This is a genomic window from Dyadobacter sp. CY327 (assembly GCF_021390415.1).
GTDB lineage: Bacteria > Bacteroidota > Bacteroidia > Cytophagales > Spirosomataceae > Dyadobacter > Dyadobacter chenhuakuii.
Genome location: NZ_JAJUXJ010000007.1, coordinates 1,046,770 through 1,070,419, shown reverse-complemented (window position 1 = coordinate 1,070,419; position 23,650 = coordinate 1,046,770). Strand labels below are relative to the sequence as shown.

The 23,650-nt window shown below is 47.1% G+C and carries 15 protein-coding genes; 2 read left to right on the top strand and 13 right to left on the bottom strand.

What is annotated here, in order from left to right; genetic code table 11:
- Positions 1–3 precede the first annotated feature (3 nt).
- From LZG74_RS20860 to polA, 8 genes are all read right to left on the bottom strand, one after another.
- Positions 4–1,110 (bottom strand): FecR family protein, encoded by a 1,107-nt coding sequence (locus LZG74_RS20860; RefSeq protein ID WP_233798428.1) that lies wholly within the window; start codon positions 1,108–1,110, stop codon positions 4–6.
- A gap of 118 nt (positions 1,111–1,228) precedes the next feature.
- A complete protein-coding gene (locus tag LZG74_RS20855) occupies positions 1,229–1,843 on the bottom strand; it encodes an RNA polymerase sigma factor (RefSeq protein ID WP_233798427.1) in 615 nt (204 codons plus the stop codon).
- 191 nt (positions 1,844–2,034) lie between these two features.
- On the bottom strand, positions 2,035–4,035 hold the full coding sequence (locus LZG74_RS20850) for a plastocyanin/azurin family copper-binding protein (protein WP_233798426.1): 2,001 nt from the start codon (positions 4,033–4,035) through the stop codon (positions 2,035–2,037).
- A gap of 22 nt (positions 4,036–4,057) precedes the next feature.
- A complete protein-coding gene (locus tag LZG74_RS20845; RefSeq protein WP_233798425.1) occupies positions 4,058–5,785 on the bottom strand; it encodes a family 16 glycoside hydrolase in 1,728 nt (575 codons plus the stop codon).
- Between the two features lie 105 nt (positions 5,786–5,890).
- Positions 5,891–6,076 carry a hypothetical protein gene (locus LZG74_RS20840; RefSeq protein WP_233798424.1) on the bottom strand — a complete coding sequence of 62 codons (186 nt, stop codon included), beginning with the start codon at positions 6,074–6,076 and terminating at the stop codon, positions 5,891–5,893.
- 135 nt (positions 6,077–6,211) lie between these two features.
- Positions 6,212–7,687: a SusD/RagB family nutrient-binding outer membrane lipoprotein gene (locus LZG74_RS20835; RefSeq protein ID WP_233798423.1), complete on the bottom strand. Its 1,476-nt coding sequence runs from the start codon at positions 7,685–7,687 to the stop codon at positions 6,212–6,214.
- 22 nt (positions 7,688–7,709) lie between these two features.
- Complete coding sequence (locus LZG74_RS20830) at positions 7,710–11,039, bottom strand: SusC/RagA family TonB-linked outer membrane protein (RefSeq protein ID WP_233798422.1); 3,330 nt, start codon at positions 11,037–11,039, stop codon at positions 7,710–7,712.
- Between the two features lie 228 nt (positions 11,040–11,267).
- Entirely contained in the window at positions 11,268–14,135 is a 2,868-nt protein-coding gene (gene polA, locus LZG74_RS20825) for a DNA polymerase I (RefSeq protein WP_233798421.1), read from the bottom strand.
- 244 nt (positions 14,136–14,379) lie between these two features.
- Here polA and LZG74_RS20820 point away from each other — a divergent pair, with 244 nt between their 5' ends.
- Positions 14,380–16,524, top strand: a complete 2,145-nt coding sequence (locus tag LZG74_RS20820) for a S9 family peptidase (protein WP_233798420.1) — start codon at positions 14,380–14,382, stop codon at positions 16,522–16,524.
- A gap of 162 nt (positions 16,525–16,686) precedes the next feature.
- On the opposite strand, the gene LZG74_RS20815 is transcribed toward LZG74_RS20820, so the two are convergent.
- From LZG74_RS20815 to LZG74_RS20800, 4 genes are all read right to left on the bottom strand, one after another.
- On the bottom strand, positions 16,687–17,973 hold the full coding sequence (locus LZG74_RS20815) for an O-acetylhomoserine aminocarboxypropyltransferase/cysteine synthase family protein (protein ID WP_233798419.1): 1,287 nt from the start codon (positions 17,971–17,973) through the stop codon (positions 16,687–16,689).
- Between the two features lie 132 nt (positions 17,974–18,105).
- Positions 18,106–19,053, bottom strand: a complete 948-nt coding sequence (locus LZG74_RS20810) for a YafY family protein (RefSeq protein ID WP_233798418.1) — start codon at positions 19,051–19,053, stop codon at positions 18,106–18,108.
- Between the two features lie 37 nt (positions 19,054–19,090).
- The gene (locus LZG74_RS20805; protein WP_233798417.1) at positions 19,091–20,104 is read right to left on the bottom strand and encodes an LLM class flavin-dependent oxidoreductase; all 1,014 of its coding nucleotides are present in this window, start codon (positions 20,102–20,104) and stop codon (positions 19,091–19,093) included.
- A 126-nt stretch (positions 20,105–20,230) separates the two neighbouring features.
- Entirely contained in the window at positions 20,231–20,668 is a 438-nt protein-coding gene (locus LZG74_RS20800) for a DUF2147 domain-containing protein (RefSeq protein ID WP_233798416.1), read from the bottom strand.
- Between the two features lie 485 nt (positions 20,669–21,153).
- Here LZG74_RS20800 and LZG74_RS20795 point away from each other — a divergent pair, with 485 nt between their 5' ends.
- The gene (locus LZG74_RS20795; protein ID WP_233798415.1) at positions 21,154–22,380 is read left to right on the top strand and encodes a GAF domain-containing sensor histidine kinase; all 1,227 of its coding nucleotides are present in this window, start codon (positions 21,154–21,156) and stop codon (positions 22,378–22,380) included.
- 24 nt (positions 22,381–22,404) lie between these two features.
- Here the strand turns inward: LZG74_RS20795 and LZG74_RS20790 are convergent, their stop codons facing one another.
- The gene (locus LZG74_RS20790) at positions 22,405–23,643 is read right to left on the bottom strand and encodes a sodium:proton antiporter (RefSeq protein WP_233798414.1); all 1,239 of its coding nucleotides are present in this window, start codon (positions 23,641–23,643) and stop codon (positions 22,405–22,407) included.
- Between the last annotated feature and the right edge of the window lie 7 nt (positions 23,644–23,650).

Genomic DNA, 23,650 nt, shown 5'->3' with positions numbered 1-23,650 from the left:
TGTTTAGTTGCACCCTTTGCTGGTGATGACAACTTTGCCGTTCACCATTTCATAACCAGCGTCAATTGCCTGGCAAATCGCACTGAGTCTCTGTTTAAGGTTTTCATCATTGAACTGGGCACTAATGCTGCAATTCGCAAGTATATCATGGTCATAATCAATCACAATACCGTACATGTCCTGCAATGCTTTAAAGACCTGGTACACAGGCATATCGTCGAAAATCAGCTCCTTCTGGACCGAAAGCTCGGATAGCAGCTGCCGGTTGATTACCATTCCTTTTAGCAGCTTATTATCTTTCCGGTTGAACACAGCCTGTTGATTGGGATCGAGCACAATCATTGAAACCTTCTTATCCGGCTTCTTTTGCAGCGTCTCATATTCTGTTTTTGGGTAAACTGACACCCGGCCGGTCCTGACCAGCACCATTACTGTATTTTCCTGATCCAAAGCCTTCACCCGAAAGCTTGTTCCCAACACTTTCGTAACGGTTTCATTGGTATAAACTAAAAATGGACGATCAGGATTTTTTGCCACATCAAAGAATGCTTCGCCGGTTAAAACGACTTTTCTTTCTCCGTGTGCAAATGTGGCGGGGTAACATATCGTGCTTCCCGGCGACAATGTTGCCACGCTATTATCACTCAGAAAAACCGTCATTTCTGTTTCAGTGGCATTTTTTTGCACGATTACAGAGTCAACCGCGCTGCTTTTCAAGCTTACCAGGACAGGACTATCTGGGCGATTATGCGTTTTATAAAACCACAAACCCACTGCCGATACGAACACAAAAATGGCCGCGACACGCCAGAGTGGTTCTGCGAGTAAGTGATAAATGCTTTTGTGCTTGTGTGTATCTTTTTGAAGCTCGGCCAATCTGCAAATTTCTCCGATTTCATGTTGAAGCATTTCATCGCTCAGGTTATCCTGATACATGTCGGATACAGTCAGCACGAGTTCTTTCGCCATGCCGATTTCTGCGGCCTTATCGGGATTTTCAGCGATCCATTTCAGCCAGAATGCAGTGATTTCCGGAGTAGGGGCTATCACCCATTTCCGGAACCTTTCATCTCTGGCGAAGTCTTCAACCGTATGATGGCGGTAACCCATAAATAAAGCGTAAGGTCTTTAAATATGTATGTCCGTTTTTTGGGTTGATATAACCAAAAAAATGAAAATATTTTTTGAAATAGTGATAAAATAGCTTTCAGAAGCGTGAATGCGCGGTTTAAAGAAGGGATGCTAAAACAAATAAAGCCCATACAAATTGCGCGGGTGCCCATATCTGCCGGATATCTTTCAATGTGCGGTGCAAAAGATTGGAAACGCTTTGACGTCCCAAACCCATAATGTGGGCAATGTCTTCGTTGTCAAGGTTTTGGTAAAAGCGCAGGTAAATGATTTCCTGCTGCCTTTTCGAGAGCAGCGTAATAATGCGTTGCAAGTGACTGGACTGGGAGTGAGCGCTTTCATCCGCAATGATCTGCGACTCGACAGGCGCATCATCCTGCACGATATCAAAATATTCCTGACCCGGTTCCTGAAAGCGTTTCAGACGAATGCCTTCCTTGATCAGCTTGTGTCTCAGTGCTTTGAGCAGATAGGACTTTACAAACGCGGTTTCTGAAAGATGCTCGCGGCGTTCCCATAATTCGAGATATAGTTCCTGGATGGAATCGCGGATGAAGTCTGGATCAGATGAAAATTTGGTGGAGTAGTTGTAAAGGGCGCGGTAATGCACCTGAGCTAGCTGCCCCAAAGCGGCAGAGTCGCCAGCCTTGAAACGCTGCCAGAGCTGGATATTAATGTCAGAAAGGTTTGATATGTTTGCTTCGTTATTCAAAACTTTGGACCATTAACATTGTTTTAAAATTTCAATGAATTATGCTATTGAAAGCGGCACGTGCTTTTATTCTCTATTAATATTTCAGGAAGTGTGATTTTAGTAAAAAATGGGAGGAAGAACTTGCAAAAAAAGATGGCTGTGCTGAACATGAGTCTGTGCAACACAGCCATTTACGCGGGATTTGAATCTTACTTGGTCACTTTCAATTTACCCTGCATTAATGTGTAATGTCCTGGGAATGTGCATACATACTGGTAAGTGCCAGTCTGTTTCGGGGCAACAAAATAGATGCTTTCTGATTTTTCAGGCTCCACAATGTTGCTATGGAACAGAACGTCGCTTGTTCTGGGAACGTAGTTCAATTCCGAGCCTTTCAAGCCCAGATTAAGTCCGGCCTCACCAACCGCGTTGGCAGTTCCAGGCTTGGTAATCACCAAGTTATGGAGCATATCGTCATTGTTATTAAAGACAATTCTAACACGGCTCCCAGCTTTCACTTGAATTTCAGAAATATCGAATTTCAATCCTGGAACGGTGCCGATCGTAATTGTCTGATCCGGGCCGTTGGTCCAGCTGGCAGGCATTTCCACCACACGCTTTGCGGACGGTGCCGAATTAGCCGGTTCTGCGGATGCACTGGCAGCAGTGTGGGCACTGTGGTCAACCGCAGCCGCCTTAACCGTTGTTGTAAATGCCGATGCATTCACCGGATTGCCCGACGCGATTTCATTTAATGTATAATAACCGGTTGCATGCAGCAATGAATTGCCATCCGCACCTTTCACGCCTTCCGCCTTGATTTCATGAATATAACCCTTGCGAAGCAGGGCCGGATCAAGCACCAGGCGCACTTTCAAGCCATCTTCTGAAACTACAATTCCCTTCAAAGGCACTTCCTGCGTGTTAACGATCGGGCTGCCGTAGGTTTGGTGGTATTTGTAAGTGAAGCTGTTGAGCTTGTAAGCATCCTGGTCCGCAGCCGCTTTTTTGTCGACCGGGCTTGTGAATGTAATTTCAAAACCATCCGGCATAGAACGCACGTTTTTCATTTCAAATGGCATCTTACCCGTCCATACCAGTCGCTGGATGCCGAATTCCTGCTTACCGGTTGCCGACCAGCCACGGCTCGTCTGGCCTACGAACATAGAGCCATCCAATCCCCATTCCATCCGTAAAATTCCAGACATAAACCCTTCACGGAAAGGGAAAACGGTTCCCTGCCATACGCCATTCACTTTTTCCAGATCCACGCGCGTAATAATGCTGTGTCCCTGATCCCCCACGAACATTTGTCCGGCAAAAGGACCGAAAGCGCCGTTGGTAACATCTTCTTTGAAGTCGGAAGTGGAGATTCCCACGAGCGTATGCGGGAACCAGACGGCCGGCGCTTTCAAGCCAGGCAGTTTTTTGGCAACATCATAAAGTGGCTCGCCCGTATTCGGAACGTCGGAAGGAGTCAGTTTTACAGGTGAACCTTCTTCCTTGCTCCAACGCAAGCCAGCCGGGTTTCCTGCAAAATCGCCCTTTTCCAGATGCGTCATACGGCCGGAGCCAACCCAGTCGCCCTGGTTTTCAGTATAAAAAATATCGCCTTTGTACGAACCGAAGCCAGAAGGGGAGCGCAAACCTGTTGCATAGGGGGTCAATTTGCCATCTTCTCCCAATTTTAGCATCCAACCTCTCCATTTAGACTGGCTCGCACCGCGTCCCACCCAGTCGAGGTTCAATGTTACCAGCAGCTCACCATTTGGCATGGGCACAGGGCCGTAGGAATATTGGTGATAATTGCCTGATAATGGCCATTTTGCAAAAGAATCGTAAACGTCGGCGATGCCATCATTGTCCGTATCCACCAGACGTGTAACTTCTCCGCGTTGGGAGATGAGGAAGTCTTTTCCACGATATAAAAGCCCCAACGGCTCATGCAAGCCCGATGCGAAACGGTGGAACGAAGGCTGCCCGTCGCCTTTCAGATAGGGGTTACCGATCATCCAGACTTCACCGCGGCGCGTAGACGTGGCAAGGCGGCCATCGGGAAGCACTTGCATGCCGCCGACTTCCATTTTAATGTTCTCGGGAATTGGAATGGTGATGATCCGGTAGAAATCATCCTCTTTATTTTGCTTGGATTGCGCATACGCCGAGACACATCCCAGTGAAATCAGCGTCGTTAATAGTATATTTTTCATTGATTGAGATCTAAGAATATGGTTACCAGAACATCGTATATGTTGCCGAATCGGACACTGGCAACACCAGCTCCTGATTATCTCCCGCAGGCCTTACCATAGCCTGTGCCTTCTGGTTTACCTGAACATAATAGCGGTTATCGATCTGGAAAAGGCCGTTTTTGAGGTCGGTAATCTGCTTTCCTGAACCCAGCAGTGAGTAAATGGCTCCGTTTGGCTTGCCTTCCACAGTGAATGTGCGGGACATTCCTTTGTCATTGGATATGATCTGATCACTTACGGTTGCAGAACCAATCGCGTAGCGGAACACCGGAAATCCTTCCGCGTTGATTTTATAGCCCAGAAAGTTAATGTTTGAAGAATCCGGCCAGGTCGTTGCTTTATCGGCCAAAACGGCCAGACTGCTTCTGCCTGAAACATGCACAGCTAGTCCAGCAGGAGTCAGCAATTGCGCCTCACCTCTTTCGTACCACATTTCGGTAACATTGGCAAAATTCCCACGCCAAGCCTGCAACATGGCGCCGCGGTTCAAGTCGATCGTGTAGCTCCATCCCTGCGGACTTCCTACTGAAATGCAATGTGTGCGTTTGTATTTCTCGCCATCGATCTGGATAAATGAACGCACCATTTCGGGTTGTTTGTCGGGTGTGACGCTGATATAAGGCTTTGGCTCGGGTTCAGGAAGCGACGAAAGCACATGCAGGTCGTAAGGACGAATGCCCGCCTTCTCCACGCGAAGTCCCAAAGCAGGCTGTCTCCACGGAAAACGTGAATAATGTATTTTAAACTTATGCGCTCCCTGCGTAAGGTTAGCAGAACCCGTATGCGTTTCCTGTGAAGTGCTTTCGCCCAGGCTCATCACACTTTTACCGTCCACCTCGAAATCGAACATCGGTCCTGAGTAAACGCTTGTAAAAATGTATTCGCCAGCTTCCTGCACATCCATATCACCCTCGTAAACAAGGTGAAACTCACGCATCCCGTTCGTTACTTCCTGCGTTAATGCGGGTGACTTGCCTTCATGTGAAAGCTTGCTGTATTCCTTCGCATCCCACTTGTCGGAGTAAACTTTGTAGGCGAGATTGTTCAACGTCAATGTCTTACGGCTTGCCAGCAACTGGTAACCCAGGTTTTTGAAAGCAATCGTTCCTTTGTTTACTTCAAATGAAAGCGGCTTGCCTTCGGCAGTGGCTTGTGAATTCGGGAGGTAAACTGTTTCTAGGACCGTCACGCCATTCAGCGAAAGCAGGTCCAAACGTGCCGAATTGGCAACGCCGGGAACAGCTGCATCATAAACGAGTTCAAGTGTTTGCCAGAGCCCTGGTGCTTTTGAAGCGTTTTGTGTTGGAAATTGTCCGATAAAACCGGAGGTGGATGCATTGGCATCGCGCTGCTGGCTGCTGTCGGAGATTCTTACTTTTTGTCCGCCGGGGAGTACGATGTAACCTTCTGCGCCTGGCGAAACCATGAATTCGGTTGAAAGGCGCATATCGCCCGCTTTCAACTTGGTAGTGAGGGGTTTACCCGGGCTGCCGATCAGGATGCCTTCGCCGGATTTGGTTTTCGGTTTTGCGTTCCCCGTCGGGTGAATTGCCACGTCGCTTTGCACGGACCAGTTGGGGCTGGCGCTTTCAAATGAGCTGAGGTCTTTTAAGGGAAGCAGGGAGTAATTTCCTTTCGCTGTCTGGCCCATAACCATTATGGGACAAGTCAGAAAAAGCATGGAAACTTTCTGAATCAAATGACGCATTGGATATATTAAGTGTATTGTTCACAATTAAAAAGCGAAGTTCGCATTTTGCTACTAATATATCCCGTTAAATTGTAATTAATTTTTAAATAAATAGGGTTTTCTTCATAGGGCTAAAACCTCAGGTTTGCCGTAAATAGCAATGCCAATCACTTCCGTTGCATTTTTATTAAAATAGTTGGTTGGTAACTTGGCTTTCAGCGCATCGAAGTCTTCATTTTTGACTATGAATTCGACGCTTTGTCCGGTCGCAGGATCATTGAGGATCAGCGCCGAGCGCAGGAACAACACTTCATATTTCCCCGACTTTAAATCAGGCGATTTTGCCTTATCCTGCGTAGTAGATTTACGGTTTGCGGGAAAACAAAAAGACCGCTTTTTCAGGGCGGTCTTTTTGTTTACAGGAGTGAAAAGAGGATTATAGTATCATTTGTCCCACCAAACCTTGGTGTTGTAGTTATCGGCGCCTTGTCTTGCTACGGCTTCGGCCAGGCTGGTGGGGTTTAATGTTTGTTCGCTTCTTGGGTAGGCGAAGCGGACGGGGACTTTACCGCTGTTTACGTTGTCGACGCCTGGGGTGATGGTTGGGATGCCGGTCCTTCTCCAATCGAACCAGGCTTCCAGGCCTGTGAAGAAGAGCGCGATCCATTTTTGAGTGCCGATCAATGTTAATGCATCGGTTTCGGAATAGGCCGAGCCGGGAGTTGTGAGGTAATTAGCTGGCATTGTGACATTTGCATAGCCGAATCCAGCTTTAACGCCTTCTTCGTAATGCATCTTTGCCGTCTTCGGCGATTTTACCAAACCTTTCTTGACAGCCTCAGCTAAAATGAATTGCAGTTCCGGATAACCCATAATGTAGCCCTTGGCAACATTCAAGCCTCTTTCTGTGATCGAACCTTTGTAGAATAATGATCCGGCACGCGACACATTGTTGGGGCCGCCGTTGTAGTCCAGGGCTGCCACTTCATTCAGGCCGTTGGGGACGCCTACGTATTTGGGCGCGTTGGCAGCAACGGATGCGTCGGTGGGCTGTGCAAAAATGGCGATGCGCGGATCGGCCAATGCGGTGAGCTTGTCGCCGAGATTTTTACTTAAACGAAATTCATCAAAAGACCCCTGGCGCGCCGTATACAAGGGAAATTGGTTAGGAGCGGATGTAAGATAACGCAAAACTCCGTTGTCTTCGTTCTTGTTGGCATCGCTGAAAACAGGGTTTGCAGTCGGGTTGTCAATGATCGCCTGCATATCCGCTTTCACATCCTTTACATTGGAAATCCGCATCAGGTAACGCAGGCGCAGGCTGTTTGCCAGTTTTTTCCATTTGCTTACATCACCATTATAAATCAGGTCTCCCACAACGACTTCTCCCGGTCCAAGTATTTCGTTGGCGGTTTTCAAATCGGCCAGAATGCCGTTATATACTGCTTCCTGCGTTTCGTATTTGGGTTGTAGAATGCCAGTTACCCCTTTTGTTGCTTCTGAATAAGGAATGTCTCCGTAAGCGTCTGTCAGCAAAGAGAACATCCAGGCGCGCATAATGAGCGAAATTCCTTTGTAATTATTGGCTTTGTTGCGGTCACTGATCTCGATGAGCAGCTGCACATTCCGCAGGTTGTTATACATATTCTCCCAAAGTCCGTCGCGGTCGCCCCAGGTGTAACGGTCTTCTGATACGAACTGTATTTTGGCAGTATGCTGAATCACAATGTTGCCTATGGACCAGCTTTGGTCGACCATCTGGTTCACAGCTGTGCGGATAATGCCCGGCAGCAGCAGATCCGGCGTTACGGCCGTGATGGCGTTGGGATCTGTATTTTTCTCAACAAAATTGTCTGTACAAGCCGGCAGAAAGAAGGCGGCGGCCAGGATCATTAATGTATATTGTCTTATCTTTTTCATATCCTTAAAATGTTTGCCTCAGTTAAAAAGTAAATCCAAGATTGAAGCCCCAGCTGCGTGTGGTAGGCATTCCAACTGATTCAATACCAGGAACAATGGTGCCGCCGCTCAGCGAAGAAGTTTCCGGATCAACGTGTGGCACTTTGCTCCAAACTGCAAGATTTCGTCCCACAACGGAAACATTAAGTCCCTTAATCTTTGCGCGTGACAGATATCTCGCTGGAATAGCATATCCCAAACGAACCTCTCTCAATTTGGCATAGGAAGCGTTGAAAATCCCGCCTTGCGGAATGTCGCGGTTACCCGTGCGTGACTGGTGATATTCCCTTGCAGTGAGTTTCACATCATTCACGCGATAACTTCCGTCCGCATTTTCGATCACACCTTTACCAATTACGCCGTTGCCAGCCTTGGTAATGTCGTAGCCATCGGCACGTCCTTCGAGTGTTTCTTCCAGCTGTCCGGCTTCCAGACCTACTACAAATGTTTCGGAGAAGATCTGACCGCCGTGACGGATGTCAAGCAATCCGCTCAGGCTGACGTTCTTATAGGTGAATGTGTTCCTGATTCCGGCCATCCAGTCGGCGTTGTAGTTTCCTACTTTTACCAGCTTGCTGGTGCCCATGAAACGTCCCGATTCGTTAAAGATCTGCTGTCCGAAGTAAGGGCTGTTCTTGTCTTCCACTTTCTTGAAACCAATGGCATACATATCACCCATGCGCTCACCTACTTGGGCACGAATGGATACGCCATGGCGCTCTGCCATTTGATAATCAGTCACTTCGCCGTCAAATTTGACAACCTTGCTTCTGTTTGCCGACCAGTTTACATTGATATCCCATTTGAAATCCGAAGTCTGGATAGGAGTGCCTGTAAGCATTACTTCATAACCGTAATTCCTGATCTCACCCGCATTGACGATCCTGTCGCGAAAACCGGAGGTAATGGATACCGGAACGGATGGTAGGATCTGGTTTTTTGTATTAATATTATAAAAAGTGAAATCAAGTCCGGCGCGGCCTTTCAGAAAACGCCATTCTGTCCCGATTTCAAATGAGGTGCTGATCTCCGGTTTCAAATTGTAGTTAACAAGCCTGTTGGTAGAGTTGTAAATCGGATAGTCTCCCCATGGATTATCGCGGCTGTAACCGGAGGTAAAGCGATAAGGATCCGTATCATTACCAACCTGTGCCAAACTCGTGCGGACCTTGCCAAACGAAACCCATTCCGGCATCGTAACCACGTCGCTCACCACTGCGCTCAATGATGCCGATGGATAGAAATAGGAATTGATCGTTTGCCCCAGTGAATCGGCTGCCATAGGAAGCGTTAATGCCGTTGACCAGTCGTTACGCGCTGTTACGTCGAGGAAAAGGAAGTTCTTATAACCAAACTGCACCGATCCGTAAACGCTGTTAATGACCTTATTAATGTCGTCAATGGAGCTTACAAGAGGGATCCTCGTGTTATTAAAACTAAAAATACCGGGGATAAGCAACTGGGGAGCAGTTACTTCCAGGTTATTCGTGTTGCTGATCTGGCGGTTAGCGCCAAGGTTTGCACCGAATGTAAAGTCCTCGCTGAACTCCTTATTTGCACTTAATAAAAAGTCAAAATTGGATTCACCGTTCCGAACGCGCTCTTCACGATAGCTTCCGAAAGGGAAACGCTGCGTACTGAATGCCCTGCGACGTTTTCTGAGCTCGTTATTAAAGTCCGTTCCGCCGCGTAATTGCAGGCTCAACCAGCTTGTGAAATCATATTTAAGAGAAATATTTCCGAAGATGCGGTTGGCATTCTGGCTGTTTGTATTCTCGTAAAGGTTGAAATACGGGTTGTCGTGATAGTTATAGTTGAAGTTATATTGCTGTCTGTTTTCCATTCCGGGAATCCAGTAATCCTTCAAACTGTTCAGATCCACGTGCTGACCCATCCAGCAATGCAGAAGATAAATGATGCTTTCTGTTCCATAAGTCAGGTTAGGGCGGTTGTCGCTTTGGCTGTGCACGTAGTTTGCTGAAATACGAACGCTTAATTTAGGGGACAGGTTATAGCCCGAGTTCAATGCAAATGTATTGCGCTTGATGTCGGTGTTGGGAATGATTCCCTTTTGGTCCAAAAGTGTGTAAGAAAGACGGAAATCGCCTTTTTCGTTGGAGCCGGTCACCGAAACGTTGGTGTTGTTGGTAATCCCTGTTTCGTAAAAGTCTTTCAGATTATTTCCCGGCACGAAAGGTGTTGGTGTAATGGTGCCGCGTGCTGCCAGGTCGGCAGGGGAGCCCAAAATGCCGTCATCGACCAGTGAAATGTCGCCGCCGCGGTAACCGTTGGAAGTAGGAGAGTTGGCCTGTGCAATCAGGCGGCCGTCCATTTGCGGTCCCCAGCTTTCGTCCACACCGTCACGGGTCCCACCGCCGCTTCCGTCTACAAACGAAAATTCACCATTATTTCCCTGGCCATATTTACGCTGGAATTTCGGCAGGATCAATGGGTTTTCAAAAGTCACCCCCGCATTCACCGAGACGCCCAGCCCTTTGCTGTTTTTACCGGATTTCGTTGTGATCACGATCACACCGTTTGCACCTCTTGATCCGTAGAGCGCCGATGCATTCGCACCTTTCAGCACAGTCATGGATTCCACATCGTCCGGATTAATCAGCGATGCGCCGTTTCCATAGTCCAGTTCCTGGAAATCGCGGCCGCTGGACCCCGTCAAGGCATTGGTAATAGGCACCCCGTCGATCACGAACAATGGTTGATTTTTATTGATATCAAGTGACTTGTCACCCCTGATGGTTATACGTGCTGATCCGCCGATGCCGCTTGGGCTGCTCATGACCTGCACACCTGCCACTTTTCCGGCCAGTCCGCTGACGAAGTTCGTCTCGCGCGCCTTATCCAGGTCGCCGCCCTTTATTTCCTGGACGGCATAACCCAATCTTTTCGTTTCCTGCTTGATACCTAGGGCCGTAACTACCACTTCGTTCAGGTTTCTGGCGTCGGGTTTCATAAGAATGTCGATAACTGACTCGCTGCCAATTGCCACTTCCTGCGACAAATAGCCCACATAAGAGTAGATCAATGTGGCTGCATTGTCGGGCACAGTAACGGTATAGCGCCCTTCCGAATCGGAGATTGTGCCGGAGGTTGTTCCTTTGAGCACGACGCTTACGCCCGGCAGTCCCAGGCTGTTTTCGTCAGTGATCTTTCCGGTGATGGTTCGGTCGGGTTTGGCTGCATTGGCCATTGGTGCTGCGAAAGTGGCCAGGAAAATGAGCAGCATTGCTAATCCTTGCTGGCAGAGCCGCGGAATTTTCCGGCTTTCAATTAGTGGTAAAAGTTTGTTTCGCATAAAAATGAATTTTAACGGTTGTTGAACTAAAATTCTGCACCCTATATACTGCCATTTGCGTGTGTCGGGCTAGTAAGGTATCAGGTGCGCCATTTCGGGTGCAAAAATCGGGAGATTCGTATCGTGCGTTGTGAAGTATTTGTAAACAAATTGTTATCTGTTAAAACATAAAAAAGCCGTCTGCACCAGGAGTTGTGCAGACGGCTTTTACTACGACTCAGGTCGATTTTAATGTGCTTCGAGCCAGTTGGCGCCGATGCCGATCCCGGTTTCCATTTTTACAGGCAGCGGAATGGCGATGCGCATGAGCTCATCCACTCTTTCTTTCAGCAGATCGATTTCGTCCCGGTGCGCGTCAAAAACCAATTCATCATGCACTTGTAGGATCATGCGTGATTTGAGTTTCTCCTTTGCGATAAAATCATGAATGTTGATCATCGCCACCTTGATCATATCGGCCGCTGAGCCTTGTATAGGCGCATTAATCGCATTTCGTTCGGCATAACCGCGGTTGGTCTGGTTCCTGGAATTAATGTCCGGCACGTAACGGCGCCTGCCCAGGATGGTTTCCACAAATTCCTTTTCCCGCGCATCATTCACCACTTTGTCCATATAACCTTTCACGGCAGGGAATTCTTCAAAATATGCCCGGATGATTTCGCCGGCTTCACCCCGTGGAATAGCCAGTCTTTGAGCGAGCCCGAATGCTGAAATCCCGTAAATGATACCAAAATTGACCATTTTCGATTTCCTGCGCATGTCCGAGGTTACTTCCTCCAATGGCACTTTGAAAACCTTACTGGCCGTAGTAGCGTGAATGTCACGCCCCTGATTGAATGCTTCTATCATACTTTCATCCCCGCTGAATGCCGCCATAATGCGCAGCTCGATTTGGGAATAATCCGCAGAAAGAATCTGAAATTCCTCATTATCAGGCACAAATGCTTTCCTGATCTCACGCCCCCGCGGTGTGCGGATCGGAATGTTTTGAAGGTTGGGATTAGTTGAGCTCAACCGACCGGTTGCCGCAACTGCCTGGTTGTACGATGTATGAATGCGCCCGGTGCGACTACTTACCAGCAAAGGCAATGCGTCCACATAAGTCGATTTCAGCTTTTGCAGTTCCCTGTAATCCAGGATTTTACGTGCAATTTCATGACTGTTTTCGAGCTCCGAGAGAATGTCCTCGCCCGTTGCATACTGCCCGGTTTTGGTTTTTTTCGGCTTCTCAATCAGTTTCATTTTATCGAAAAGGACCTCACCCAGCTGCTTCGGCGAGCTGATATTGAATGATTGCCCTGCTGATGCGTAAATTTCACTTTCTGTTTGCCGAAGATCCAGTTCAAGCACATTGGACATCTCTTTCAAAGCGCCTATGTCAAGCCTTACGCCTTTGCTTTCCATGGAAGCGAGCACTTTCAAAAGTGGCATCTCAACTTGCTCGAACAGTTTGAATGCATTCACCTTCGGCAGCTCGCGCGAGAAGATTGTGTTCAGCTGCAATGTAATATCGGCGTCCTCGCCTGCATATTGCGTGATCTCAGGAATGGAAACATCGCGCATAGTGCCTTGTTTCACCCCTTTTTTGCCAATCAGCGAAGTAATGGAAACCGGTTCGTAATTGAGATAGGAAGCGGCCAGAATGTCCATACCATGGCGCTTGTCCGGTTCCAGCAGGTAATGTGCCAGCATGGTGTCGCTGAGTTTGCCATGGATTTCAATTCCGTAACTTCTCAGCACCAGCAGGTCGTATTTTATATTTTGCCCGATTTTTTCAATGGATTCATTTTCAAATACTTCCCTGAAATTTTCAAGAATTTCAATGGCTTTCTCACGATCGGCAGGGATCGGGATGTAGAACGCTTCTCCGGGCAGATAGGCGAATGAAAGTCCCACAAGTTCAGCATCAATGGTGTCCAGCGATGTGGTTTCCGTATCAAAACAAAACGATTCCTGCAATGAGAGATAGTAAGCCAGGCTTTTCAGCAATTCCGGTGTATCCACAGTATGGTAACGGTGGAATGTGTTGTCGATAGTCGACTTCGTTGTCGGGATATGCAAATCCTCGTATGACTGCTCCGCCGCGTCGTCGTCTGCGATCCCTTCGCTGATGATGGCTGGCTGTTTACCCAGTTCCTCGGTTGGATTTCCAAAAATATCGAGCTGTCCGCCTTTTCCCGGCCCCGGCTTTAAAGCCGGGGTAATTGTTTGAGTTGATGAGCCCAAAATCCTGGTTTTAAGCGTTTTGAATTCCAGCTCGTCAAACAGCTCGATGATTTTATCTGCATTGGCTGCACAAACGGTAAGGTCTTCGGGATCAAACGGGACCGGAACTTTAATGTCGATTGTCGCAAGCTGCTTGCTCAGCACTGCCTTATCAATGTTCTCACGAAGCTTTTCGCCTAATTTGCCTTTTACTTCGTCTGCATGCGTGATAAGGTTTTCAATGGTGTCGTATTCCGCGATCAGTTTCTGGGCCGTCTTTTCACCCACACCCGGCACACCCGGAATGTTGTCCACCGCGTCGCCCATCAATCCCAGAATGTCAATTACCTGATCGATACGCTGGATCTGCCAGCGGTCGAGGATCTGCTGAACACCGAGCACTTCTGCACCTTTGCCCAGGAAAGCGGGCTTATATATGTACACATGCTCTTCCACAAGCTGACCGTAATCTTTGTCCGGCGTCATCATAAAAACTTCAAAACCCGCCGCGGAAGCTTCCTTGGCAATGGTCCCGATAATGTCATCCGCCTCATAACCGTCCAGAACGAGGATCGGGATACACATTGCTTCCAGGAGTCGTTTTACCAGTGGAATGGCCACTGTAATATCCTCCGGCTGGGCTTCGCGCTGCGCCTTATAGGCCTCATATTGTATGTGCCTGAATGTAGGCGCGGATGTGTCGAATGCAACGCCGATGTGTGTAGGTTTTTCCTTTTGCAAAACTTCAAGCAATGTATTGGTAAAGCCAAATACAGCACTTGTATTCAATCCCTTTGACGTGATCCTGGGCGCTTTGATAAATGCAAAATGCGCACGGTAGATCAATGCCATCGCGTCCAGCAGGAAAAGTTTATGAACGGGTTTATCCATGAGGTCTTTTATTTACGAAACTCAAATATAATGTAAGTGTGCCGATGAAATGGATTGCTGACGGTTTTTTGTAGATTTAAGGCAGCCATTGCTGCGTATGGCAGCATGCTTTCCCTTAATGTACATTTTTATATTACAATACTTTTTATATTAATAATAAAAATAAAATGTATAAATATAATTGTACGCTATATACTTTAATAACTTTCTATAAATATTATATTAAACCTAATCAACGTGCCTGATGCGAATCATTTTACCTTTTTTAGCTGTTATCATTTTTTCCTGTAACCAAAGTAAAGACGTGAACGAAGCATATCAATGGCCGGAAGCAACGCCTCCCGTAGCAGAAATGAAAGACCATGAAACCGGAATGCATGGCGACAAACGAAATGATGAGTATTACTGGATGGCCGATTTTTTCAGGAAAGGCCCGGACAGCAACAGCGTTGTGGATTACCTGAAAGCGGAAAATGCTTACACGGACACGATGATGGCGGCCACAAAGAAATTCCAGGAAGATCTTTTCACCGAAATGAAAGGACGTATCAAGGAGAAAGACGAGTCGGTGCCGGTGTTCAGCAATGGATATTGGTATTATACAAGAAGCGAAGAAGGCCAGCAATATTTCAAATACTGCCGCAAAAAAGGATCGCTGGATGCGCCGGAAGAGATGCTTCTGGACGTGGACAAAATGGCGGAAGGACATCCGTATTATTCCGCGGTTGGTTTTAATGTAAGCCCTGACAATAAATTGCTGGCGTATGGCGTGGACACTGTCTCGCGGCGTCAGTATACGATCTATATAAAGAACCTGGAAACGGGCGAATTGTTCAAAGACAAGATCTTCCCGGCAAGCGGCGGATCGGAGTGGGGGAACGATAACAAGACATTGTTTTACACAGCAACCAATCCTAAAACGCTGCTGAGCGAAAAGATCAAGCGGCATACATTAGGGGCAGATAGTAAAAAGGATGCGGTGGTTTATGCGGAAAAGGATAACAGCAATTACATTGGTGTTGGCAAAACCAAATCCGAAAAATACATCATCATCGCATCTTCGGCGACGATGTCATCGGAGTACAGGATCCTGGATGCGGACAAGCCGGAAGGCGATTTTGAGGTTTTTCAGCCAAGAATGAAAAATGTCCTTTACGACATCGATCATCAAAATGACAAATTTCTCATCGTTACCAATAAGGACGCGCTGAATTTCAAGCTGATGGAAACGCCGCTGAATAAGACGGGCGTGGAGAACTGGAAGGAGGTTATCCCGACCAGAAAAGATGTTCTTTTGGAAGGAATCGACGTCTTCAAGGATTTCCTGGTCATTACCGAGCGTAAAAACGGACTGTTACAATTGCGTATCCGCAACATTAAAACCAATGCGGAACATTATGTGGATTTTGGCGAGCCTGCTTACATGGCTTATGCCAGTTCTAATCCTGAGTTTGACAGCAAAAATCTGCGTTATGTTTACACCTCGCTCACAACGCCCAATTCCGTGTATGATTACAATATGGAAACAAAAGGGAAGGAGCTGAAAAAGCGCCAGGAAGTGATTGGCGGATATGATCCGGAGGAATACGTGACGGAGCGCTTGTATGCAGAAGCACGCGACGGCGTAAAGGTTCCGATCTCGCTGGTTTATAAAAAAGGCACCGTTAAGAGCGAAAAGACGCCATTGTTACTATATGCATATGGCTCGTACGGCAACAGCATCGACGCGGCGTTCAGCAGCACCAGGCTCAGCTTGCTCGACAGGGGCTTTATATACGCAATCGCGCACATACGCGGCGGTCAGGAAATGGGGCGGCAGTGGTATGAAGACGGTAAGTTGCTGAAAAAGAAAAACACATTCTACGACTTCATCGACTGCGCGGAATATTTGATCAAGGGCAAATTTACTTCACCTGCACACCTATACGCAGAAGGTGGCAGCGCGGGAGGCTTGTTAATGGGCGCCATTTCCAACCTCCGTCCGGACCTATGGCGAGGCATCATCGCCGACGTGCCATTCGTAGACGTGGTCACAACCATGCTCGACGAAAGCATCCCATTAACCACCAACGAGTTCGACGAATGGGGTAACCCGAAGGATAAGGAATATTATACATTCATGAAAACATATTCCCCTTATGACAATGTCGAGAAAAAAGACTATCCCAACATGCTCGTAACCACCGGCCTGCACGACAGCCAGGTTCAATACTTCGAACCCGCCAAATGGGTCGCAAGGCTCAGAACCCATAAAACCGATAAGAATGTGCTGCTGCTAAAAACAAACATGGAAGCCGGCCACGGAGGAGCGTCGGGGAGGTTTGAATATTTGAAAGAAGTAGCGCTGCAATTTGCGTTTATGTTCGCGTTGGAGGGGATTCGGGAGTAACCTGGCCTGTTAGCCAGCGTGACCAATGATAACAACAACGCCCTGACACCCTGCGCGCAGACAAAGCCGCGTTACCCAGGAGTAGCGCGCCTTCGTCTCCGCTCAGGCTGACAGGGCTTGTTATTACGTCAGTTACAGCCTGATAGGCTGGTCTCATCTCACCTACAACACCCCGAACGCTGCCTCTATATCTGCTATAATGTCATCGATATGCTCAATCCCTACCGAAATCCTTAACTGCGTTGGGTGTACACCGGCTGAAACCTGTTCGATTTCGTTTAGTTGCGAGTGGGTGGTGGAGGCTGGGTGGATGATCAGGGTTTTGGCGTCGCCTACGTTGGCCAGGTTGCTGATCAGTTTCAGGTTGTCTACGAATTTTTCTGCTTGTGACCTGTCCCCTTTGATGGCGAATGATAACACGCCTCCGAAACCTCTTGTAAGATATTTCTTTGCCAGCGCGTGGTATTTGCTGCTTTCGAGGCCGATATAATTTACGCTTTCAACTTGTGGTTGGGCTTCCAGCCATTGCGCCAGTTTCAATGCATTTTCTCCAATCCTTTCGACGCGTAATGAAAGCGTTTCAAGACCTTGGAGGAACAGGAAGCCGTTGAACGGAGAGAGGGCAGGGCCCCAGTCGCGCAGACCTTCCACGCGGGCGCGGATGATGAACTGAATGTTGCCGAATGGTCCGCCGATGCCAAAAACATCGTTCATAACCAGGCCATGGTAACTGGGTGATGGCTCGGTGAACTGCTTGAATTTACCATTACCCCAATTGTACGTTCCCGCGTCTACAATCACGCCGCCGATGGAAGTCCCGTGACCGCCGATCCATTTTGTTGCCGACTGCACCACAATGTGCGCTCCGCGCTTAATAGGCTGAAATATCGCGCCGGCTGCTCCAAATGTATTGTCAACCATTAAAGGCAGGTCATATTTGTTGGCCAACGCTGCAAATGCCTCAAAATCCGGAACGCTGTAGCTCGGGTTGCCGATCGTTTCCAGATAAATGAATTTGGTGTTTTCATCGATCAGCTTTTCAAAGCTGCTTACGTCGTCCCCATCTGCAAAACGCGCTTCGACGCCTATGTTTTTGAAAGAGTTCTTAAACTGGTTGTGCGAACCGCCGTATAGGAACGATGTGGTTACAAAATTGTCGCCAACTGTCGTGATGTTATTGATTGCTATAAATTGGGCTGAATGTCCGGATGCAGTAGCCAGTGCCGCAACGCCGCCTTCCAAAGCAGCCACTCTTTTCTCAAAAACATCATTGGTAGGATTCATGATCCTCGAATAAATGTTTCCGAACTCCTTCAATGCGAACAAGTTGGCTGCATGCTCGGCATTATTGAACACGTAAGATGTGGTCTGATAGATGGGAACAGCACGTGAATTGGTTACGGGGTCTGGCTGTTGTCCGGCGTGGAGTTGTAGGGTCTCAAATTTCATCTTTTTGAACGTTGTTTAAGGTGGATAGAATTCAAATGTATTAAATAAACATATAGTAGATAGAAATTATAGTCTTTTATTTCAGACACAATTTTTATCATTTTACCAATAAAAAAACTTTTTTCATAGCTATCAATGGGTCAGCTTCTCCGAAATCTGAGCCAGCAATGCCCTTACTTTGTCTTTCAGGCTCTCCGGTTCGAGAATGCACGCGCTTGTGGCGAGCATCAGATACCATAGTGCGAAAGCGTCCAGCGAGGCGGACAAAAAGCTCATTTCAATGCCATCGTCGGTCACGGTCTCGGAAACGAAACCGTAATAATACTTTTGATTGCGAATGTAATGTGATTTGTTTTTGTCGATTTTGATCCGGATCAGCCGCAGGTTTTTGGTGTCCCACGACTGCGAAAGAAAATCCTTTAACGGCGCGTGCTTATGCTGGAAATCTTTGTCGGTCAGTTCAATTTTAAGGATACGGTCGGAGCGGAAATTGCGGTAATTGTTGCGTAAATGGCAATAGGCAATGGTGTACCAATAATCATTTTCATGATAAATCCCGACCGGCTCGATAACGCGTTCCGTCAGGTCCTGAAAGCCGAGCGAGTTGTAATTGATTTTGGTAATCTTCCTTTCAGTAATGCTTTTAAGCAGAATGTCCAGCGTATTGCTGTCCTCCCCATAAAACGGCTTGGCCGATTGCCTGACCTCAATATGGTTTTCAAGCGTTTCCACCATTGATTTTTCACTGCTCCGCAACACCGACTTGATTTTGAACATTGCCGACTGATATTGCGATTGCGTCGAAAGGTCCGTGAATTTTTCCATCAGCTTTTCGGCCGTGATGAATGTCCGCGCTTCCTCTTTCGTGAACATGACAGGAGGCAGGCGGTAACCATCCATGATAGAATAGCCCACGCCTGCCTCCCCGATAATAGGCACGCCTGCCTCTGCCAACGAGCTGATATCCCGGTATACGGTCCGTAAACTAATTTCAAACCGCTCTGCGAGATCCTGCGCCTTTACAATTTTGCGCGATTGGAGCTGAATAAGTATGGCAGTAATGCGGTCGAAACGGTTCATTTTGTGGCTGGCTAACGGATTTGCCACAAAAATAAACTTATTGGACCGGTTCTCTCAAATTAAATGCCTCAGAAATTAACTCAAATGACCGTATGCGGTTTTCATTGCTGTCGGCCATGGTGGAAATGATAATTTCATCCACATCAAAGTCGTTGGCAAGCTTGGTAAGCTGCTCTTTGACGTCGTCTTTTGTGCCGGATACAATCCTTCCGCTGTTGTAACGGAGTCGTTCAAGCTCGCCCTCGGTAAACCTGTATTTTTTCACCGTTTCCACATCCGGGAAAGGCCCGAATTTTCCTTTCTCAAATTCGATCAGAATGTAATCCATCATTTTGCGCATTTCAAGCGCCTTTTCCTCTGTTTCGCCGCAAAGGACAAATACAGAAAGCAGGGCATGCGGCTGCGCATATTGATCCGACGGACGGAAGTTTTTGCGATATGTTTCAATCACATCCGGCTTTACGAACCCATTGATAAATTTAGCGACAGCCAATCCCATCCCAAATCGCGCAGCAATGTTGCTGCTGCCCCCGCTGGAACTCAGGATCCATTGCATAGGAATGGTAGGGGACTGTGGGGCTGCATAAATAAAACCACGTTCCGTCCCTGCCGTATCCCGGAAGAAATGCTGTAAATGCTCCAACTGACGCAAATAACTACTTTCACTGAAATCGTTGGAGGGATTCAAGAGTGAGGATGTGATCCTGTCCGTGCCAGGCGCGCGGCCCATTCCCAGGTCGATGCGCCCCGGGAAAAGTGTTTCGAGCATCCGGAAATTCTCGGCCACTTTCAATGCACTGTGATTGGGAAGCATAATGCCTCCTGACCCGATGCGGATATGGTTTGTAGAATCCGCCAGTTTCACCATCAGCACTTCTGGTGTGGATCCTGCTATAAATGTTGAGTTATGATGTTCGGAAACCCAGAAACGGCTGTATCCAAGTTCTTCGGCAAGCTTTGCAGTGGCAATGGTCTCATTGATGGCATCCTGGACCGTAGCGCCCTGTCTCACAACCGATTGGTCCAATATCCCTAATTTTATATGCTTCATACGCGTGATGGCTATTTAGTCGAGAACATCGGGTTTACCTTTTGTATTCCCTCAGAACACATTAGCGACGCTTTCCTTGCGGATAGCAACGCACCTGTGAAGGTTAAATATCCATGCCATTGCTGCTTACAGCACGCGTTCCCAATATGTGGAACGGCCCAGCAGCGGAATTCCTACGTAGCCGCGGATTTCCAGTTTTTCAGTTCTGAGTTTCATCAGGCAGCTGTATGTTTTCCCGCTTTTGGGATCATACATTTTCCCCTCATCCCATATTCCTTCGCTGTATATGAAGTCGTGTAAAAGATCAATATTCAGAACACTTCTCGTCCGGAGTTTTTCATTGGTATTATTGACATCCTTGCGTTGCGTCTGACCGTCAGCTTCCATTAATTTTTGCGCCCAAATGAGTTTCCCGGAGTAAGAATTTCCGTTTTTATAGATCTCAATGCGCGTGTCTTTTTCTTCATTCACCCATTCCCCCAAAATTTTATCACCTGGCGCAGATTGACCAAAAGCAAAAGATACGACAAGCGCAAAAAATATTGTAAAAGTAATTTTATACATTGGAATGCTGATCAGTCTCTAAATGGTTCGTTGATGTCAGAAGTCTTAAAATTATACTAAATGCCTCAAAATTAAATTTTTTGTAACTAAAAGAGGTTTTTTGTTGATAATGCCTTTCCTGGCTTATTTTCGCACATTTCGATTAATGATAATTATTCTAACATTGTTAAATATTTGGCTTAACGCTGTTAGATTTTTATTTCTATTTTCATGACTAGAATAAATCACATTACTCTTTCCCAGAGCCAGGCACAATATACAACACTTCATCCATATGTAAAACTGAATTATTCCAAGACATAACAAACTGGTTTAAGGCTAGGGACTTTGTAGCCGTATCTTATCAGCGGGTTAATTGGGTGATTGCAGGTTATGGATATAAAAGTCGTGTTTGACAGCTTCTGTGTTATGAGCTTAGTATTAATACTAGTCAACTCACGTTTTGTAACTATATTCGAAGCAGTAAACCAGCCTAATATTTATTCATGGAAAATCGACCTCCTGTTCCGGAAAACGAAATGGAAAGGTTATTCAGCCTTTCAGATTTTGACCTTGATTATTCGGATCACCAAGACACATTTAAAGACCTGGCCAAGCTTGCGGCCAAAGTGACGGGAACGTCTATTTCGCTGGTTAACCTCATCGATTCATTGACACAATGGACCATTTCCAACTATGGTTTGGATCTGGATCAGATGCTTCGTGAGGATTCGGTTTGTCAGTATACCATCATGGAAACCGAGCAGTTTGAAGTTGCGGATCTTTCTCAGGACGACCGGTTCAAGGACAAATTTTATGTAACGGGAGGTCCGAGTGTGCGTTATTATTACGGCGTCCCGCTCAAAACCAGCAAAGGACTGCAAATTGGCGCATTATGCGTACTGGATACAGAACGAAGAGCGCTTGATCCAGAAAAAGTTGAACTCATGAAGATCATTGCTGATGAGATCGTGAGCCGGCTGAAAACGCATAAGGTGCTGGAAGACCTTCGTGCAAAGCTCACCGAGGCGAAACAAACCCAGAAAAAAGTCGCACACGACATTCGCGGGCCGCTGGGCGGGATCGTTGGACTGGCTCAGATCATTAAGGACCAGGGTGACGAAAATCAGATGGACGAAGTGCTCGAATTTGTAAATCTGATCCATAAAAGCGGAAATTCGATCCTCGATCTGGCCGAAGAGATCCTGGATTCACATAAAGAGAAGAAGACGGCTGTTCCCGAAGGCGCCGTCCTGGATACCAACCGTTTTAACCTGATTCTTTTTAAAGAAAAGCTTCTCAAATTATATGAGCCCCAGGCTAAACATAAAAAGGTCTTTTTGAATGTTGAAACTAGCAGCCTGACGGAAAATGTAGCATTCTCTAAAAATAAATTGCTGCAAATAACGGGTAACCTGATCTCGAATGCCATCAAATTCACGCCGGTTGGCGGCACCATCACGGTGGATCTGAAACTCGCTATAACATTGGAAATGCCCACTTTGCTCATATCCGTAAGTGATACAGGTGTAGGTATGACCGCTGCCAGCGTGGAGAGTATCATGACCGGCAATGCATCCTCTACGGGCGGCACCAGTGGTGAGCAGGGCTTCGGATTCGGATTAGCATTGGTGAAACATCTCATCGACAGCCTGGAAGGCGAAATGGAGATTCATTCCATCGTCGGAAAAGGCACCACGTTCGATGTTAGATTGCCTCAAAACATCTATTAGTAATATTTGTGAAGTTGGACAGCATTAAACTGATTTTGAAAACTTCTTTTCGAGACTTGACATGACGTGTGTTGCCGTTAATCCGTGCATCGCGACAGAGAGCAACACGATGAATGATACGGTTGACCATAGTTCCTTATCCATTAAAAACGGCTCTTTACTTAACGCGAAAGCAAGATAATAGAAGGAACCAACGCCGCGGATGCCGTAAAATCCTATGCCCATTCGTTCCTTGAAATGCAAATTTGTGCCAATCAACGCTATTAATGATGAAACGGGCCTGATGATCAATAAGAAAAATAAGGATAGCAATGCATATTGCCAGGTCAGATGATCCAAAATTCCGTGTACAAGGCTTCCACCGAAAATGAGCAGCACAATAGCAACCAGGATTCGTTCCGTCTGGTCTGAGAAACTATGAAGGTCTTTGTGGAACTGGTGGTTCAGCTCGTAGTTACGCATCGTTACAGCAGCTACGAAAACGGCAATAAAGCCATACCCGCCCAGCAGCTCGACGATGCCAAATATCGCCAGCGCCGCAGCAACAGCAATAAAGCCATCATTGAGGTCAATTGACTTGCGCTTTTCGGAGAAATTAAAGATTATATAAGCCAGGATCCTGCCGAGCAGTAAGCCTAATCCGGTCCCAACAATGATTTTGAAAGCAAAGTCAACCCTAAACCATTCCCAGGTAAATTCGCGAAAATCACCCGTTGCAGACCCAGCGAGAAAAATAGCCAGCCAGGTGAATGGGAAAGCCATGCCATCATTCATTCCGGCTTCGGCAGTAAGCGAAAAACGCACCTCATCCCTAACTTGCTCCATAGGCGGCCCAACCTGCACATCGGCCGCCAGAACAGGGTCTGTGGGCGCTAAAACCGACCCCAATAGCAATGCGGAAGCAAGATCGAAACGCAGGAAATAGTAGGCAATGAAGGTTACGGAAGCAATGCAAAGCACCATTGTGATGGTAAGCATGCGGAATGGAACGGCCCAGGATTTGAATGAGAAAGGCTTATCGATTTTCAAACCGGTGCCCATAAGCGAGATCACGACGACCATTTCAGTCAAATGAATGGTTTGCACATTGAAAATCACCGGATTAGGGATGGGCAGAACATCCAAAAGCTGATAAACGATTACGCCCAGCACAACATAGACGACGGAATCCGAAATCCCTGTTTGCTTTGTGAAGGAAGGCATCCAAGCCATTCCAAGGACCGCAATCCCTATAACTGTGAGCGTAATGATATAGCTGTCCATAAACAGA

Coding starts and splice junctions, on each gene's coding strand:
- LZG74_RS20810 (WP_233798418.1), bottom strand. CDS start 19,053: ATGAACCGTTTCGACCGCATTACTGCCATACTTATTCAGCTCCAATCG.
- LZG74_RS20815 (WP_233798419.1), bottom strand. CDS start 17,973: ATGAAATTTGAGACCCTACAACTCCACGCCGGACAACAGCCAGACCCC.
- LZG74_RS20845 (WP_233798425.1), bottom strand. CDS start 5,785: ATGCGTCATTTGATTCAGAAAGTTTCCATGCTTTTTCTGACTTGTCCC.
- LZG74_RS20850 (WP_233798426.1), bottom strand. CDS start 4,035: ATGAAAAATATACTATTAACGACGCTGATTTCACTGGGATGTGTCTCG.
- LZG74_RS20790 (WP_233798414.1), bottom strand. CDS start 23,643: ATGGACAGCTATATCATTACGCTCACAGTTATAGGGATTGCGGTCCTT.
- LZG74_RS20820 (WP_233798420.1), top strand. CDS start 14,380: ATGCGAATCATTTTACCTTTTTTAGCTGTTATCATTTTTTCCTGTAAC.
- LZG74_RS20805 (WP_233798417.1), bottom strand. CDS start 20,104: ATGAAGCATATAAAATTAGGGATATTGGACCAATCGGTTGTGAGACAG.
- LZG74_RS20830 (WP_233798422.1), bottom strand. CDS start 11,039: ATGCGAAACAAACTTTTACCACTAATTGAAAGCCGGAAAATTCCGCGG.
- LZG74_RS20835 (WP_233798423.1), bottom strand. CDS start 7,687: ATGAAAAAGATAAGACAATATACATTAATGATCCTGGCCGCCGCCTTC.
- LZG74_RS20800 (WP_233798416.1), bottom strand. CDS start 20,668: ATGTATAAAATTACTTTTACAATATTTTTTGCGCTTGTCGTATCTTTT.
- LZG74_RS20860 (WP_233798428.1), bottom strand. CDS start 1,110: ATGGGTTACCGCCATCATACGGTTGAAGACTTCGCCAGAGATGAAAGG.
- polA (WP_233798421.1), bottom strand. CDS start 14,135: ATGGATAAACCCGTTCATAAACTTTTCCTGCTGGACGCGATGGCATTG.
- LZG74_RS20795 (WP_233798415.1), top strand. CDS start 21,154: ATGGAAAATCGACCTCCTGTTCCGGAAAACGAAATGGAAAGGTTATTC.